A 16,254-nucleotide genomic window follows, 5' to 3' on the forward strand; every position below is an offset into this window, starting at 1 on the left:
GCAGGCGGAATAGTCGAATTCTGTTTAGCCGCCCAGGGGCAGCGCGTCGCCGCCGGCCAGCGCGGCGAAATTGCCGGCGTCCAGCGCCTGTCCGGCCAGTTCGGCGCGCAGCACCGCCAGACGGCCGCCGTCGGCGCAGCGCAGCCACAGGCGGCCGTCTTCGCGGTACAGCTCGGCGGCCGCGGCCGGCGCGGCGCTGCCGGCCGGCAGGGTTTTCCACAGCAGCAGGCGGCCGGCGCGGGTGTCGGCAAAGGCACCGGGGAAGGGCAGGGTCAGCGCGCGCACGAAATCATGCAGCCGCCGGGCCGGGGCCTGCGCGTCGATGCGACCGTCTTCCGGCTTGCGGCCGCCGAAGTAGCCGCCCAGGCTCAGGTCTTGCTGAACATGCGGCGCGCTGCCGTCCATCAAACCGGGCAGGCTGCGCCACAGCACCATCTCCGCCGCCACCGTCACCTTGGCGAACACTTCGTCGGCGCTGTCGTCGGGCAGGATGGGCACTGCCATCTGGTCGACGATGGGGCCGTTGTCCGGCTTCACGTTCATTTGATGCAGCGTGGCGCCGGTTTCGGTTTCGCCGTGGATGACGGCCCAGTTGATCGGCACCCGGCCGCGGTACTTGGGCAGCAGCGAGCCGTGCATATTGTACGCGCCGCGCGTGACGGCCTCCAGCAGCGGCGCCTTCAGCATGTGGCGGTAGTAGAAGGAAAACAGGAAATCGGCCTGGCAGGCCTGTACCTGCGCCGCCACTTCCGGCGTGTTCGGATCGTCCGGCGTGATCACCGGGATGCCATGCTCGCGCGCGGTTTGGGCCACGCTCTGGAACCAGATGTTTTCGTTGGGGTTGTCCTGGTGGGTCACCACCAGCGCCACCTCCACGCCTCGGCCGATCAGTGCTTTCAGGCAGCGCACGCCGACATTGTGGTAGGCGAAGACGACGGCGCGGCTCATCGCTTGTCCCCTTGCTCCAGCACCGCCTGGATCACGTAGCGCGGGCGGGCGCGGACTTCCTGGTAGATGCGGCCGATGTATTCGCCCAGCAGGCCGATGCCGAACAGCGCGATGCCGATCAGGAAGAACGCGATGGCGAACAGCGTGAACAGGCCGCCTTCTTCCGGACCCAGGAACAGGCGGCGCAGCAGCATGTAGGCCACCAGCAGGCCGGAGCCGGCGGAAATGGCCATGCCCATCAGCGAGAACCACTGCAGCGGCACCAGCGAGAAGCCGGTCATCAGGTCGAAGTTCAGGCGGATCAGGCTGTACAGCGAGTATTTGGATTCGCCGGCGAAGCGCTCCTCGTGGCCGACCGTCACCTCGGTGGGGTTCTGCGCGAACTGGTAGGCCAGCGCCGGGATGAAGGTGTGCAGCTCGTTGCACTGATTGATGGTGTCGATGATGCGGCGGCTGTAGGCGCGCATCATGCAGCCCTGGTCGGTCATCTTGATGCGGGTGAGCTTCTCGCGCAGGCGGTTCATCGCCCGGCTGGCCAGGTGGCGCCACAGGCTGTCGTTGCGTTGGCGGCGGATGGAGCCGACGTAGTCGTGGCCCTTGTCCATTTCGGCCAGCAGCACGGCGATGTCTTCCGGCGGGTTTTGCAGGTCGGCGTCCAGCGTCACCACCCGTTCGCCGCGGCTGTGCTCGAAGCCGGCCAGGATGGCCCGGTGCTGGCCGAAGTTGCCGTTGAACAGCACCACCCGGGTGACGTCGGGGCGCAGGTTGAATTGCTCGGACAGCATGGCCACGCTCTTGTCGCGGCTGCCGTCGTTGATGAACACGATCTCGTAGCGCACGTTCAGCGCGTCCAGCGCCGGGTACAGGCGGTCGAACAGCGCCTGCAGCACGTCCTGCTCGTTGTAGACCGGGATGACGACGGAAAGATGGATGCTTGTATTCATGGGTCTCAGCTTAAAACAGGACGCAGCACGCGGCTGAAGGCGGCGCAGACGCGCGCCACGTCGTCGTCGCGCATCGCCGGGAACAGCGGCAGAGTGACGGTGCGCGCGCCGATGTCTTCGGCTGCCGGGTAGTCGCCCTCGGCGTAGCCTTTGGCGCGGAACAGGGTGAACAGGTGCATCGCCGGATAATGGACGCCGACGCCAATCTGCTCGGCTTTCATCCGGGCGATGAATTCGCCGCGGCTGATGCTCATGCGGGCCAGCGGCAGCAGCGGCTGGAACATGTGCCAGTTGCTCTGCTCGAAGTCGGCCGGCGGCAGCTCGCAGCCCAGTTCACGGTCGAAATGCGCAAAATACAGCTTGGCCAGCTCGCGGCGGCGGGCGTTGAAGCCGTCCAGTTTTTTCAATTGGCCGAGGCCGATGGCGGCGGCGATGTCGGTGAGGTTGGCCTTGCCGCCCAGCACGTCCACGTCCATGGTGCCGTCCGGCAGCCGGGTGACGCCCTGCAGCCGCAGCTTTTCGAACAGCCGCGCCTCGTCGGCGTTGTTCAGCACCAGGCAGCCGCCTTCGCCGCTGGTCATGTTCTTGTTGGCGTGGAAGCTGAACGACACCAGGTCGCCTTCCATGCCTATGCGCCTGCCCTGCCAGCTGGCGCCCATGGATTGGGCGGCGTCTTCCACCACGCGCAAGCCATGGCGGCGGGCGATGTCGTACAGGCGCTCGCGGTCCACCGGCAGGCCGGCCAGGTCCACCGGGATGATGGCGCGGGTGCGCGGGGTGATCGCGGCTTCAACCTTGGCTAGGTCGATGTTGCGGCTGGCCGGGTCGGCGTCGACGAATACCGGCGTGGCGCCGACTTTCAAAATCACGTTGGCGGTGGCCACCCAGCTCAGCGGGCAGGTGATCACTTCGTCGCCGGGGCCGACGCCGGCGATTTGCAGCGCCATCTCCAGCGCGGCGGTGGCGGAGGAAACCAGCCGCACCGGGCGGCCGCCGCAAAAGGCCGACAGCTCGGCTTCCAGTTGCTGGCAGCGCGGGCCGGTGGTGATCCAGCCGGAGCGCAGCACCTCGCCGACGGCGGCGATGGTGTCCTCGTCTATCGCGGGACGGGTGAAGGGCAGAAATTCCATGTCTAACCTCTATGTCAGCTGCGGGCGACCAGCACCACGCCGACGATGATCACGGCGATGCCGATGAGTTTTTGCGCGGCCAGCGCTTCGCCGAACATCCAGTAGGCGAGCAGCGCGTTGACCACGTAGCCGATGGACAGCATCGGGTAGGCCACGCTGACTTCCACCCGCGACAGCGCCATGATCCATACCACCACGCTGACCGCGTAGCAGGACAGGCCGCCGATGATGGGCAGGTTGGTGGCCAGCGACCAGCCTATCGGCAGCGCGTTGGCGGCGGAAAAGTCGAAGTGGCCGATCTGGCGCACGCCGGCTTTCAAACACAGCTGCGCGGCGGCGTTGAGCAGCACGCCGAACAGTATCAATCCGAATTCAATCAGTTTCATGCATTCCTATCCAAAACGTACTCCCCTCTCCCCTGGGGGGAAAGGGGCTGGGGGAGAGGGGGCTAAGGCTTCGCCACCACCATCCGCCGCGGGTCCTGATAAATCACTTTCATCGGCAGGCCTTGCTTTTGCAATTCCTGGAAGGAGCCGTCGGTCAGCATCGCCACCGCCTTGGGCGCGGCGCGCCAGGCGGCGGTGAACTGCTCCAGCCGCGGCATCCAGCGCTGCGGCTCCTGTCCCTCGCCGAACTCGAACTCATCGACGAAATCCACCAGTTTGACCGGCCTGCCCACGTAATAGGGGAAGGTTTGATCGTAGTAGCGCACCGAGTAGACTTCGCTGTCCGCGGTCAGGTAGGGCTGGATTTGCTTGACGATTTCCTTGCTGCCCTTGAGCCGGCCGTAGCTGTCGTGGCCGCTGGCGGCCAAGGTGACGGCGATCAGGCTGCCGAAGGACAACGCGGCGATGGCGGCCAGCATCCGCTGTTGCCCCAGCGCGCGCCAGGCGTAAATCGAGCCGAGCAAAAACACCGCCGCGCCGGCGGCGATGAAGTGCGCGAAGGGCTGGATCACGTCCAGCGGCGAATCCTGGTTGGCGAAGCGGCCGGCGAACGGCCAGGCGGCCAGCAGCGCCAGCCACAGCAGCGCGGGCAGGAGGATATGCTTTTTCAGCTCTGCCGGCCGCATCCGGCCGAAGCTATAGGCCAGCATCAGCGCCAGCGCCGGGAACATCGGCAGGATGTAGGACGGCAGCTTGGAGCTGGACTTGCTGAAGAAGGCGAAGATGAACACGCACCAGATCAGCAGCAGGCGGCCGATGCGCAGGCCGGCGGCGCGGTCGGCCCAGGCATCCTTGACGAGGCGCGGCAGCAAGGTGGTCCACGGCAACAGGCCCAGAATCAGGTAGGGGACGAAATACCAGGGCGCGCCGGTGCGCTTGTGCTCGGTGGTGAGGAAGCGCTCGAAGTGCTCGCGGATGAAAAAGAAATGGGCGAAATCGGCGTTGCGTTCCGAAACCAGCACGAACCACGGCGCGGTGAGAGCGAAGAACAGCGAGAGGCCGCTGAGCCAGTGCATCCGTTTCCAGAACGCCCATTGCCAGTTGATCAGGCTGTACAGCACCAGCGTGGCGCCGGGGATCAACAGGCCGATCAGGCCTTTGCTCAGCGTGGCGCCGGCCATCGCCGCCCAGGTGATCCACATCGCCCAGCGGGTTTGCGCGCGGCTGGCGTTATCTTGTTGCGCCAGCAGGAAACCGCACAGCGCGGCGGTGAGGAAGAAGCTGACGCCCATGTCCAGCGACAGGAAGTGGCTGTTGGCGACGATCCAGGCCATGCCGCCGGCGGCCAACGCCGCGTAGCGGCCGGCGGCCGCGCCCCATAGGCGGCGCGCGGTCAAGGACACCGCGGCCACGCTCAGGAAGCCGGTCAGGCCGGGCCAGAAGCGGGCGGCGAACTCGTTGACGCCGAAAATGGCGAAGCTGAGCGCGCCCATCCAGTATTGCAGGATGGGTTTTTCGAAATACAACAGCCCGTTCAGGCGCGGGGTGACCCAGTCGCCGCTGTGCAGCATGAACAGCGAGATCGTCGCGTAGCGGCCTTCATCGGCGTGGATCAGGCCGCGATAACCCAGGCTGCCGAACCAGATCAGCGCGAACAGCAGCCATAGGGCGGGTTCCAGGGCCCGGTGCGGGGCGGTGGCGGAGCCGGAGGTGGTATGCATCGGAAGTCGGGCTTCAGGGTTGTTCGTTTAAGCCAACTGGCTAGCATAACCGATCTGGCCGGCCTTGTACGTTGATGCTTTGTAACCGGCCGGCCGCGTCACAGCCAGTCGCGCGGCGGCAGGAAGTCGGTGTACAGCTTGTCTTCCGGACTGCCCGGCTCCGGCTGGTAGCCGTATTCCCAGCGCGCCAGCGGCGGCATCGACATCAGGATCGATTCGGTGCGGCCGCCCGACTGCAGGCCGAACAGCGTGCCGCGGTCCCACACCAGGTTGAATTCGACGTAGCGGCCGCGGCGGTATAACTGGAATTGGCGCTCGCGGTCGCCCCAGGCCTGGTCCTTGCGCCGCGCGACGATGGGCAGGTAGGCGCCCAGGAAGCCGTCGCCGACCGCTCGCATGAAGTCGAAGCTCCGCTCGAAGCCCCAGTCGTTGAGGTCGTCGAAGAACAGGCCGCCGATGCCGCGCGCCTCGTTCCTGTGCTTCAGGTAGAAGTATTCGTCGCACCATTTCTTGTAGCGCGGGTAGACCTCGGCGCCGAACGGCGCGCACAGGTCGCGCGCCACCGTATGCCAGTGTACGGCGTCTTCTTCTTGCGGGTAGAACGGCGTCAGATCGAAGCCGCCGCCGAACCACCACACCGGCGCCTCGCCGTCTTTTTCGGCGATGAAGAAGCGCACGTTGGCGTGGCTGGTGGGCACGTGCGGATTGGACGGATGGATCACCAGCGACACGCCCATCGCCTCGAAGCGGCGGCCGGCCAGCTCGGGCCGGTGCGCGGTGGCGGAAGCCGGCAACGCGTCGCCGTGGACGTGGGAGAAGTTGACGCCGGCTTGCTCGAACACCTCGCCATCTTTCAGCACCCGGCTGCGTCCGCCGCCGCCGGCTTCGCGCCGCCAGGCGTCCTCGGCGAACTGGCCGGCGCCGTCGGCCTGCTCCAGCGCCGCGCAGATGCGGTCTTGCAAATCCAGCAGGAAGGATTTGACGGCGTCGCTATGCGGGTGGCTCATGGTGGGATCTGTCTCGCAAGGAAGTTGGGGCAGATTGTAGCAGAGGCGACATCGCGGCGATGAGGCGGAGGGGCAATGAAAATTGCCCGCCGGGCGGCGGGCAATCGGGAGCGGGCTTAGAACTGGTAGCTCAGGCCGGCTTTCAGCGCGCTTTGGCCGGAGGTCTTGACCAGCGAGTAGCCGTTGTATTGCAGGTCCATGGCGCCCGCCAGATATTCGAACTCACCGCGCAGCGCCAGTTGCTTGCTCAGCGCGTAGTGGGCGCCGAAACCGAAGCCGGCGCGGGTGCGGTTGAAGTCCTGGCTGTCGCTGCCGAGGCTGACCTTGGTCTGCACGCGGTTCAGGCTGAGGCGGCCGAACAGCTCCACCTTGTCGTTGATCGGCAGGAAGGTCAGCAGCGACGCGCGCACCGCGGTGGTGGCGGCGCTGAGATTGCCGTTGACGCAGGACAGGAACCCGCAGAAGTTGAAGTTGGCGTCGCTCTTGCCGAAATCGGCATAGCTGACTTCGACGGCCAGGCTGCGGTCAAAGCGATAGCCGGCGCCCATTTCCCAGGCGGCGTCGGTTTGCTTGCCAGAGTTGACGCTGGCGCTGCTCGGCAGGTTGTCGCCGCGCTCGATGGTGGAATACGATGCGCCGGCAGTGCCGAATGCGTAGGCGCCAAGATCGGCGGCGTGGGCGCTCAGGGCGCTCAGGGCCATCACGGAAGCAGCGAGTGTTTTTTTCATTTCCAGTGCCAAATGTTGCTGAAGTGTTAACGAGGGCGGCGATTATGATTCAAACGCCGCTTGGTTGCAAACTATTGCAAGCTATTGTTTTTGATTTGATTTTTTGAATGGAATTTGCAATTCCAAAGGAATGTTCGATGCGGGCGGCGGATAAAAAAAAACCGCCGGCCAGGGGCGGGCGGGTTGCGCGGCAGCGCGCGGCGGGGCCGGTGTCAGGCGGCGGCGAAGGCCGTCCAGCCGCAGGGTTGCTCGGCGCTTTGCTGGCGGGCGTGGCTGTTGAAGAACTTCAGGCTGCGCTGCAGCACCTCGGCGCGCTCGTTGTCCACCATCACCATGTGGTAGCTGTTGGACAGCGGCATGAAGTCCACCGGGCCGCCCAGGTATTGCAGCAGGTAGTGGGCGGAGCGCGGGCTGGTGATGTCGTCCTCGTCGGCGTGGACGATCAGCGTCGGACAGGTGATTTCGGCCAGACGCGGCATCAGCTGGCGGCGCAGGCGGTCCACTTCGCGGATGCACATCAGCGGAATGTAGGCGTAGTGGAAGCGGTCGCCGCGCTCGAAGCGCTGCTGGATGGCTTTGCGGATGCGGGCGTTCTTGATGCCGAACGGCGACACTTCCGGCACGCGCATCTTCTTGGCCAGCTGCGGCAGGCAGTACACCGCGTGGCGCAGCCAGGTCAGCTTGGGCAGGCTCCAGCCATCGAGGAACATCGGCGGCGCGTACAGCGCCAGCTTGTCCTGATGCTTTTCCCGGCGCGCCACTTCCAGCGCCACCAGGCCGCCCAGACAAACGCCGGCCAGGTGCACCACCTTGTGCTTGGCCTTCAACGCGCGGTATTCGCTGCGAATGCTTTCCACCCACTCTTCCCAGCCGACGCCGAGAAGATCTTCCGGGCTGCCACCGTGTCCGGGCAGTACCGGAGAGTGGGTGACAATGTCGGCGTCTTCCAGTGTGCGGCCGAGCGCGCCCAGATCGTAGGCGGTGCCACCCAGGCCATGCACCAGCAATGCCGCCGGTCTTGAGGAAACCATTCGCAATAATCCTTAACGTTTTAGATGTGTGAATTATCCGCAAGGCGGCGCAAGTGGTCTGTTGGCTTCCTGTCGGCGGATTGTGACAGTGAGTGACTTATGGCTGGCGCGCGTCCGGTTGCGCAATGATCATGCGGAAACGGGCGCCGCCCAGCTCGCTGGCGCCAGCGCTGGCGTGGCCCAGGTGGTGTTCGGCGATCAGCCGCACGAAGGACAGGCCCAGGCCGTGGCCGCCGGTGGCGCGGTCGCGGCTGCGGTCCAAGCGCAGGAAGGGTTCGAAAACCTTCTCGCGGTCGGCCTCCGGAATGCCGCAGCCGTCGTCGTCCACTTCGATGATCAATTGCGACCCCTGGTGGTAGACCCGCATCCTGACCTGTTGCTGCGCGTACTTGAAGGCGTTCAGCAGCAGGTTGCGGGTGGCGATGTACATCAGCTTGCGGTCGAAGGCGCCTTCTTCGCGCGCGCAGTCCAGCGTCAATTCCAGGCCGGGCGGCTTCAACGGGGTGACCAGGTCGATCAGGTCGTCGAACCAGTCGAACAGGTCTATCGTCTCCAGGTGCAGCGGCACTTCACTGCGCTTGAGTTTGGCGAACTCCATGCTGGTGCTGATCAGCTCTTCCAGTTCCTGCAGGTCGCGCTCCATGCCGTCGCGGTAGCGCTGCCATTCGGCCGCATCCTCTTCTTCCTCCAGCATGGTCAGGCCGAAGCGCAGCCGGGCGATCGGGGTGCGGATTTCGTGGGCGATGGCGTGCGACAGCGCCTGGCGTGTCTCCAGCTGGCGCTCCAGCCGCGAGGCCATGCTGTTGAAGGCCAGCGGCAGCGGCGCGAACAGCCGGCTCTTGGCGGTGCGGGCGCGGGCGCTGAAATCGCCCTCGGCGAACACTTCGGCGGTGCGGCGCACTTCCAGCAGGTCTTTCCACAAGGGCTGCAGGCTGAAATAGAGCAGGGTGCCCAGCGTGGCGCCGGACAGCAGCATCCAGATCAGCAGCACTTCGATGTCTTCGCTGATCCAGTTGCTGTCGCTGGACTGCACGTCCAGCGGCCCCAGCGCCAGCAGGCGCGGGCTGCCGGGCAGGGTGGCGTACAGCAGCTGGTTGTCGCCGTCGAGGTAAGGCTTGCCTTGCCGCAGCTGCGGGCGGGCGTCGCGCTCCAGTTCGGCCGGCAACTGGTCGACCAGCTTCAGCGGGTAGCTGAAGCGGCTGGCCATCGCCGCCAGCTGGGCGTCCCAATCCTGCGGCGGCTGCGCCTGCAGGCGGTCGCGCAGCAGCGCGATGGTGCCGTTCATGAATTCGAGCTTGCTGACCTGGTCGCTCTTCTCGTACAGCTTGGTCACCAGGAAGCCGAAGCCGATGATGATCAACAGCTGCACCAGCATGGTGGCCAGGAAGTAGCGGGCGAACAAGGTCCCCAGCGATGGCTTGAGCCAGCTGCGCAGGTTCTTCGACGGCATGCCTATTCCCAATCGCTGCGCGAGAACAGATAGCCTTTGCCGCGCACGGTCTTGATCCGCGCCGGCGCGTCGGGGTTGTCGCCCAGCTTGCGGCGCAGCCGCGAGATGCGGGCGTCGATCGAGCGGTCGAGGCCGTCGAAGCCGATGCCGCGCAATTCGCTCATGATGTCGTCGCGCGACAGCACCTGGCCGGCGTGGGTGGCCAGCAGCCACAAGAGGTCGAATTCGGCGGTGGTCAGCTCGATCTGCTCATCGCCCAATAGCGCCTCGCGGGTGGCCTGGCTGATGTTGAACTGGCCGAAGGCGATGCAATCGTTCTCCACCGCCACGCCGCCGCCGTCCTGACGGGCGGCGCCGCTGCGCCTGAGCAGCGCGCGGATGCGCGCCAGCAGCCGGCGCGGCTCCACCGGCTTGGCCAGGTAGTCGTCGGCGCCCAGCTCCAGGCCCAGGATTTCGTCCACATCCTCGTCGCGCGCGGTCATCATCAGGATGCGGCCGCCGTAGTGCGGGCGCACGTCACGGCAGACGTCGAAGCCTTCCTTGCCCGGCAGCATCACGTCCAGCACCACCAGATCGGGACGCGTGTCCAGGATGGCCGCCGGCGCGGTGTCGCCGCGGCCGTGCAGGCTGACCTGGTAGCCGTGCTTGGTCAGATAGGCGGCGATCAGCTCGGCCAGCCTGGCATCGTCTTCCACGATGAGAATGTGTTGTGCCATTGCGTACGTATTCCGCGTCATCGAACAAAAATAGTAACACGCGTTTGAATGCCTGACAGGCTTGTGTTTCACCTATCATGACGACAGAATCAATAATGTAGAACCACACCCGGATGCAGACCGGCAGATGGGCTGCCGATCGCGTGAGCTGGGGGAGAGAGAGAACAGGACTTCCTTATGCAACAACTCAAGCAGTGCGTCGTCTGGCTGCTGGTGGCGCTGGCGGGGGCCACGGCCTTCGCGATGGTGGCGCTGAACCGGGGCGAGACGATCAACGCGGTCTGGCTGGTGGTGGCGGCCTTGTCGGTTTATGCCATCGCCTATCGCTTCTACAGCCGCTTCATCGCCGACAAGGTGCTGGAGCTGGACGCGCGCCGGCTGACGCCGGCCGAGAAGTTCAACGACGGGCTCGACTACGTGCCCACCAACAAATGGGTGGTGTTCGGCCACCACTTCGCCGCCATCGCCGGCGCCGGCCCGCTGGTGGGCCCGGTGCTGGCCGCGCAGATGGGCTATCTGCCCGGCACCTTGTGGATTCTGGTCGGGGTGATGCTGGCCGGCGCGGTGCAGGACTTCATGATCCTGTTCCTGTCGATGCGCCGCGACGGCAAGTCGCTGGGCGAGATGATACGCCAGGAGCTGGGCGACATTCCCGGCGTCATCGCCTCCATCGGCGTGCTGATGATCATGGTGATCCTGCTGGCGGTATTGGCGCTGGTGGTGGTCAAGGCGCTGGCCGACAGCCCGTGGGGCACCTTCACCATCGCCTGCACCATTCCGATCGCGCTGTTCATGGGCGTGTACACCCGCTTCATCCGGCCGGGCAGGATCGGCGAGGTGTCGGTGCTGGGCTTCATCCTGCTGATGCTGGCCATCGTCTACGGCGGCGACGTCGCCAAGAGCGCCACGCTGGCGCCGCTGTTCACGCTGAAGGGCACCACGCTGGCCTGGACGCTGATCGGCTACGGCTTCATCGCTTCGGTGCTGCCGGTATGGCTGCTGCTGGCGCCGCGCGATTACCTGTCCACCTTCCTCAAGATCGGCACCATCGTCGGCCTGGCCATCGGCATCCTGATCGTGGCGCCGCAGCTGCACATGCCGTCGGTCACCAAGTTCATCGACGGCAGCGGCCCGGTGTTCGCCGGCAATCTGTTCCCCTTCTTGTTCATCACCATCGCCTGCGGCTCGGTGTCGGGCTTCCACGCGCTGGTGGCCTCCGGCACCACGCCCAAGCTGGTGGAGAGCGAAACCCAGGCGCGGATGATAGGCTACGGCGCGATGCTGGTGGAAAGCTTCGTCGCCATCATGGCGCTGATCGCCGCCTGCGTGCTGGACCCGGGCGTCTACTTCGCGATGAACAGCCCGGCGGCGCTGATCGGCAAGACCGCGGCCGACGCCGCCCAGGCGATTTCCGGCTGGGGCTTCATCGTCACGCCGGACATGCTGACCCAGCTGGCCGCCGACGTCGGCGAGCACACCATCCTGTCGCGGGCCGGCGGCGCGCCGACGCTGGCGGTGGGCATGGCCCACATCCTGTCCGGGGCGATAGGCGGCAAGGCGATGATGGCGTTCTGGTACCACTTCGCCATCCTGTTCGAGGCGCTGTTCATCCTCACCACCGTCGACGCCGGCACCCGGGTGCTGCGCTTCATGATCCAGGACCTGTTGGGCTTCTTCATCAAGCCGATGGCCAACACCGAGTCCTGGGGCGCCAACCTGGTGGCCACCGGCCTGGCGGTGGGCGCCTGGGGCTACTTCCTGTACCAGGGCGTGGTCGACCCGCTGGGCGGCATCAACACGCTGTGGCCGCTGTTCGGCATCGCCAACCAGATGCTGGCGGGCATCGCGCTGATGCTGGCCACGGTGGTGCTGGTGAAAATGCAGAAGACCCGCTACGTGTGGGTGACGGCCATTCCCACCGCCTGGCTGCTGCTGGCCACTCTGGTGGCGGGCTGGCAGAAGCTGTTCCATGAAAGCCCCAAGATCAGCTTCCTGACTCATGCCGACAAATTCTCCGCAGCCGCGGCCAAGGGCCAGTTGCTGGCGCCGGCGAAAAGCATGGCGCAGATGCAGCAGATCATCTTCAATGATTATGTGGACGCCGCGCTGACCGCGATGTTCATGGCGGTGGTGTTGTCGATGCTGGTGTTCGGCATCCATGTGATCCGCAAGTCGCTGGCGGTGAAGTGGGCGACGGCCAAGGAAGTGCCGGCGGTTTACCGGCAAGGAGGCGTGGATGGCTGAGGTATGGCGGGCGATGGTGCAGACCGCCCGGTTGATGGTGGGGCAGCGCGACTACGATCTGTACGTCGGCCGCCGCCGCCGTTTCGATCCGGAGGCCCAGGTGATGAGCCGCGAGGAGTTCTTCCGCTACTGCCAGGAGCAGCGCTACGGCGGCAAGAGCATGAAGAAATGCCCGTGCTGAGTTAGCGCGGTCGCTTTGGAGAACGCCCGGCTTGAGCCGGGCGTTCTCATTTCTGCCGTGGGTTTTGGCCGGCTGGCTCGCGGATCAGGCGGCAACCGATCCGGCCGGGCGGGAGACGGCGAGACGAGGATGGCCGCGCGTCAGGATGACCGGCGGCGCGGGTCACGGCCTATCCTGTTCCGGCTGGTGGGCGCGCGGCGGCAGCGGCGACAGATAGCCGATCAGCAGGAACAGCAGGCCGACGCCGATGAAGCTGACGATGCGGGCGATGCTGCCCACCGAAGCCAGGTCCACCGCGAACAGCTTGGCCACCACCAGCATCAGCAAGGCGCCGCCGCACAGCCAGGGCAGGCGCTGGCCGCGGCGGGTGGCGGCCACCATCAGGCCCAGCGCCGCCAGCGTCCAGCCCAGCGACAGCGTCGCCTGGGCGAGGGTGGAGTGCAGCAGCGCGCCGAAGCGGTAAGGGATGTCCAGCCAATGGTGCAGGCTGCGCAGCGCCACGGCGTTGCCGAACAGGAACAGCCAGCCGCCGGCCAGCCAGCGCAGCCAGGGCTCCAGCGGCGCGCAGCGCAGCAGGCCGCGTTTCCAGTTCAGCCAGCAGGCGGCGAATACGGCCAGTTGGGACAGATCCATCAAGTTCAGCAGCGGCAGGTGCGGCAAGGGCAGCAGCCGCTCGCCCTGCAGGTTGGCCAGCACGCTCCACAGCAGCAGCACCGGGCTGAGCAGGCGCAGCAGGCTGGCGGTCACCGCGGCCGCTCCCTCGCGGCCGGCCGCCAGCCGCGGCGCGGCCAGGGCCAGCAGCGCCCAGCACAGCATCAGCACAGTCAGCGGCAGCGGCGAGCGCAAGGCGGCGTCCAGCCGGTAGTCGACGCCCTGCCAGTGATGGAAGGCGCGCATCACGATGGCGCAGCCGAAGGCGAGCAGCCAGGCCGCGATCGCGTAGTCCAGCCAAGGCAAGGAGCGGGGGCGGGGGAAGCCGGCGCGGCGCCAGTTGAGCCAGACGCAGGCCAGCACCGCCAGTTGCGCCAGCTCCAGCGGGTTGAGCAAGGGCAGCCACGGCAGCAGCAGCGGCGAGCCGGTTTCCAAATTGGCCAGCAGCATCCACAGCAGCAGGACGGCGCCGGCGGCCGCGCTCCACCAGGCGACGACGCGGCCGCTCTCGCGGCCGGCCGCCAGCCGCGGCGCCAGCAGCGCCAGCGCGCACCAGCCCAGCGCCAGAACGATGCGGCTGTCGGAAGCGCTCCACAGCATGTCCAGCGAATAGGGCAGGCCGGCCCAGTGATGGAAGGCGCGCAGCACATCGGCGCTGACCGCCAGCAGGATGGCCGGGCACAGCAGCCAGGCGGCCGCGGCGCGCGGCTGCGTCGGCCAGTGCCGGTTCAGGCGCAGCAGCCAGGCGCACAGCGCCAGCAGGCTGAAGCCGACGGCGAGGTCTAGTGGATTGAGCAGCGGCAGCCACGGCAGCGGGGCCGGATTGCCGTCGGACAGCAGCGACCACAGCATCCAGCCCGCCAGCGCCGGGAAAAGCGGCGCCGGACCGTAGCCGAGGTAGGCGGCGCGGTGGCGGCGCACCGGCCATTCCAGCAGGCTCAGCGGTCCGCCCAGCAACAGCAGCGCGCTGGCCGCGAACGGGAAGGCCACGTGGCGCCAGACGCCGTCCGGCAGCCATTGCCACAGCCAGCCGCCGGCTTCGCGCGCCAGCAGCGCGACCAGCGCCCATTGCCAGCAGGCGTGCAGCCAGCCGGCGTCGGCGGTTTCCTCTTCGTGGCGGCGCAGCAGCCATAGCGAAGCGGCCAGCGCGGCGGGCGCCGCCAGCCAACCCAGTTCCGACAGCCGCTGCAGGTAAGGCAAGGCGCCGAGCAGGCTCCAGCCCAGCGTCAGCGCCGGCAGCGCCAGCGCCGGATAGGCGAGCAGCTTCCAGTCCAGCCGGCGCCGCAGCAGGCCGCAAGCCAGCGCGCTGGCGCAGAGCAGCAGCATGACGCCGTCGGCCAGGTAACCGGCCGGCAGGTACAGCTTCAATTCGCGGATGCCGCCGCCCAGCCACCACAGGCCGGCCCAGACGGCCAGCCAGGACGGCGGCACGGCGGCGTTTCCGCCGCGGCGTTGCAACTGCCAGCCGCTGAACAGCCCGGAGGCTGCCAGCAGCAGGCAGGCGATCAGCGAAGCGTTCAGCACCGGCCAGCCATCGGCTTGGGCGGGCAGATGGCTCAGGCAGGCGGCGCCGGCGCACAGCTGCAGGCCTAGGGCGAACCAGAGGCCGAGGCGGCGATTCTGGCGCAGGCTGACCCACAGCAGGCCGGCGCCTTCCACCGCCCACAGCGCGGTGGTGACGCGGCCATCGAAGGCCAGCGGCACCGCCAGCGTGGCGAAGATCACGCCCAACGCCAGGAAGCATTCCGCCAGCAGCGGCAAGGCGGCGCGGCGGCGCAGCCAGAAGGTCAGCAGCAGATAGACCGCGGCCAACGCCAGCGCGAACCAGGCCATGCCGAAATCGGTATGGCGCAGCAGGCCGGCCGCCAGCCCGGCGGTGACCAGCGGCGTGCCGAATACCAGTGTGCCGTCGACGTAATGGCGCAGGGCCAGGCCTTGGCGCAGCCCGTACAGCACGGCGATGCCGAGGTAGAAGCCGAAGAACAGCGCCAGGAAGGGCAGCGTGCTGGCCAGCTGCTCCGGCTGGTACTGCAACACGCCCCAGGCGGTGGCGATGACGAAGGTGAAGGAGAATCCCAGCAGGTTCAGGCTGCGCCAGGACTTGCGCCAGGCGATGCCGAAGATGCCGGCGTTGAGCAGCGCGTAGTAGCTGAACAGCAGCACGTGGCTGCCGCCGCCGGTCGAGGTGAGGATCGGGGCGAGGAAGCCGCCGGTGATGCCCATCCCGGCCAACGACGGCGCGTCCTGGCGTATCGCCAGCCAGGCGCTGGCGGCGCCGAGCAGCACCAGGAAGGCCAACGTCAGGCCCGGCGGCAACAGCTGGAAGAACTTCAGCGTGACGAAGGCGGTGATGTACAGCGTGCCGACGCCGCCGCCTTGCAGGATCAGCGCGTAGCCGCGGCGCTTCAGCCGTAGCCGCCAGCCGGCGGCCAGCAGCGCGCAACCGCCCAGCGCCACGCCGGCCAAGCGCAGCTCTATCGGCAGCAGGCTGTTGTCGGCCGCGTATTTGAGCAGGAAGGCGAAGCCGAAGAACAGCAGCAGCATGCCGACCCGCACCACGCTATTGCCGCCCAGCAGCCAGGCGCGCGCGTACTGCCAGCCGCGCTCCAGCAGGGTGGGAGCGGAGGGTCTTGCGGGCGCGATGTCCGGCGCGGCGCGGACGGGTTGAGGCGCCGGCGGGGTCTGGGCATGAGGCGGCCCGACCTCTTCCCACTCGATCTCGAGCGGCGGCTCCTGGGGAGGAGGTTCTGGCGCGGGGAGCGGCGGAGGTTCCTGCGGGGCAGGCGGCGGCGCTTCGTCCGGCTCCACGGGCCGCCAGCTGTAGTCGGGCGCGGCCGGGGCGGCGTCTGAGCGGGCGCGCGCTTGCTCGCGCAGCAACTCCACTTCTATCTCCAGCGCCTCCAGCCGCTGCTGCATCTGCCATAAGGTCAGGGCGCGGGAAGGCGGTTGGCCGGGAATGATTTCGCTTTTGCCGCCGGCGCCGGCGGATTTGCCGAAGGCCAGGCTGGCGATGCCGGCGATGGCCGCCAGGCTCAGCCCCAGCTCGATGCCGTCGGCGGCCGTGCCCAGCAGCAGGGCCAGCAGGGCGATGATCCAGTGTCGCATGCGGGGAATCTA

Annotated in this window: 13 protein-coding genes; 2 read left to right on the forward strand and 11 right to left on the reverse strand. The window is 67.2% G+C overall.

Going from position 1 to position 16,254, the window contains the following annotated elements:
- Positions 1 to 24: 24 nt before the first annotated feature.
- The 10 genes from U6115_RS03560 to U6115_RS03605 all read right to left on the reverse strand — a co-directional run bounded on the left by U6115_RS03560 (position 25) and on the right by U6115_RS03605 (position 10,061).
- On the reverse strand, positions 25 to 948 hold the full coding sequence (locus tag U6115_RS03560) for a formyltransferase (RefSeq protein WP_043576813.1): 924 nt from the start codon (positions 946 to 948) through the stop codon (positions 25 to 27).
- Positions 945 to 1,892 (reverse strand): glycosyltransferase, encoded by a 948-nt coding sequence (locus tag U6115_RS03565; RefSeq protein ID WP_043576815.1) that lies wholly within the window; start codon positions 1,890 to 1,892, stop codon positions 945 to 947. Before U6115_RS03565 ends, U6115_RS03560 begins: the two co-directional genes overlap by 4 nt.
- 5 nt (positions 1,893 to 1,897) lie before the next feature.
- Positions 1,898 to 3,022 carry a DegT/DnrJ/EryC1/StrS family aminotransferase gene (locus U6115_RS03570; protein WP_043576818.1) on the reverse strand — a complete coding sequence of 375 codons (1,125 nt, stop codon included), beginning with the start codon at positions 3,020 to 3,022 and terminating at the stop codon, positions 1,898 to 1,900.
- A 14-nt stretch (positions 3,023 to 3,036) separates the two neighbouring features.
- A complete protein-coding gene (locus tag U6115_RS03575) occupies positions 3,037 to 3,408 on the reverse strand; it encodes an SMR family transporter (RefSeq protein ID WP_043576820.1) in 372 nt (123 codons plus the stop codon).
- Between the two features lie 62 nt (positions 3,409 to 3,470).
- Positions 3,471 to 5,129, reverse strand: a complete 1,659-nt coding sequence (locus tag U6115_RS03580; protein WP_043576823.1) for a glycosyltransferase family 39 protein — start codon at positions 5,127 to 5,129, stop codon at positions 3,471 to 3,473.
- A 98-nt stretch (positions 5,130 to 5,227) separates the two neighbouring features.
- On the reverse strand, positions 5,228 to 6,136 hold the full coding sequence (gene hemF / locus U6115_RS03585) for an oxygen-dependent coproporphyrinogen oxidase (RefSeq protein WP_043576827.1): 909 nt from the start codon (positions 6,134 to 6,136) through the stop codon (positions 5,228 to 5,230).
- A gap of 116 nt (positions 6,137 to 6,252) precedes the next feature.
- On the reverse strand, positions 6,253 to 6,864 hold the full coding sequence (locus tag U6115_RS03590) for a porin (RefSeq protein ID WP_080770256.1): 612 nt from the start codon (positions 6,862 to 6,864) through the stop codon (positions 6,253 to 6,255).
- Positions 6,865 to 7,076: 212 nt separating this feature from the next.
- On the reverse strand, positions 7,077 to 7,895 hold the full coding sequence (locus U6115_RS03595; protein WP_043576830.1) for an alpha/beta hydrolase: 819 nt from the start codon (positions 7,893 to 7,895) through the stop codon (positions 7,077 to 7,079).
- Between the two features lie 97 nt (positions 7,896 to 7,992).
- A complete protein-coding gene (locus U6115_RS03600) occupies positions 7,993 to 9,345 on the reverse strand; it encodes an ATP-binding protein (protein ID WP_043576833.1) in 1,353 nt (450 codons plus the stop codon).
- Between the two features lie 2 nt (positions 9,346 to 9,347).
- On the reverse strand, positions 9,348 to 10,061 hold the full coding sequence (locus tag U6115_RS03605) for a winged helix-turn-helix domain-containing protein (RefSeq protein WP_043576835.1): 714 nt from the start codon (positions 10,059 to 10,061) through the stop codon (positions 9,348 to 9,350).
- A 177-nt stretch (positions 10,062 to 10,238) separates the two neighbouring features.
- Here U6115_RS03605 and U6115_RS03610 point away from each other — a divergent pair, with 177 nt between their 5' ends.
- Both U6115_RS03610 and U6115_RS03615 read left to right on the forward strand, forming a co-directional pair.
- A complete protein-coding gene (locus U6115_RS03610; RefSeq protein WP_043576838.1) occupies positions 10,239 to 12,305 on the forward strand; it encodes a carbon starvation CstA family protein in 2,067 nt (688 codons plus the stop codon).
- Positions 12,298 to 12,486 (forward strand): YbdD/YjiX family protein, encoded by a 189-nt coding sequence (locus tag U6115_RS03615; protein WP_043576840.1) that lies wholly within the window; start codon positions 12,298 to 12,300, stop codon positions 12,484 to 12,486. The genes U6115_RS03610 and U6115_RS03615 overlap by 8 nt, the downstream gene beginning before the upstream one ends.
- 162 nt (positions 12,487 to 12,648) lie before the next feature.
- Here U6115_RS03615 and U6115_RS03620 read toward each other — a convergent pair whose 3' ends face one another.
- Entirely contained in the window at positions 12,649 to 16,242 is a 3,594-nt protein-coding gene (locus tag U6115_RS03620) for a DUF2339 domain-containing protein (RefSeq protein WP_052258118.1), read from the reverse strand.
- Between the last annotated feature and the right edge of the window lie 12 nt (positions 16,243 to 16,254).

The organism is Chromobacterium subtsugae (genome assembly GCF_035919665.1).
Classification (GTDB): domain Bacteria; phylum Pseudomonadota; class Gammaproteobacteria; order Burkholderiales; family Chromobacteriaceae; genus Chromobacterium; species Chromobacterium subtsugae.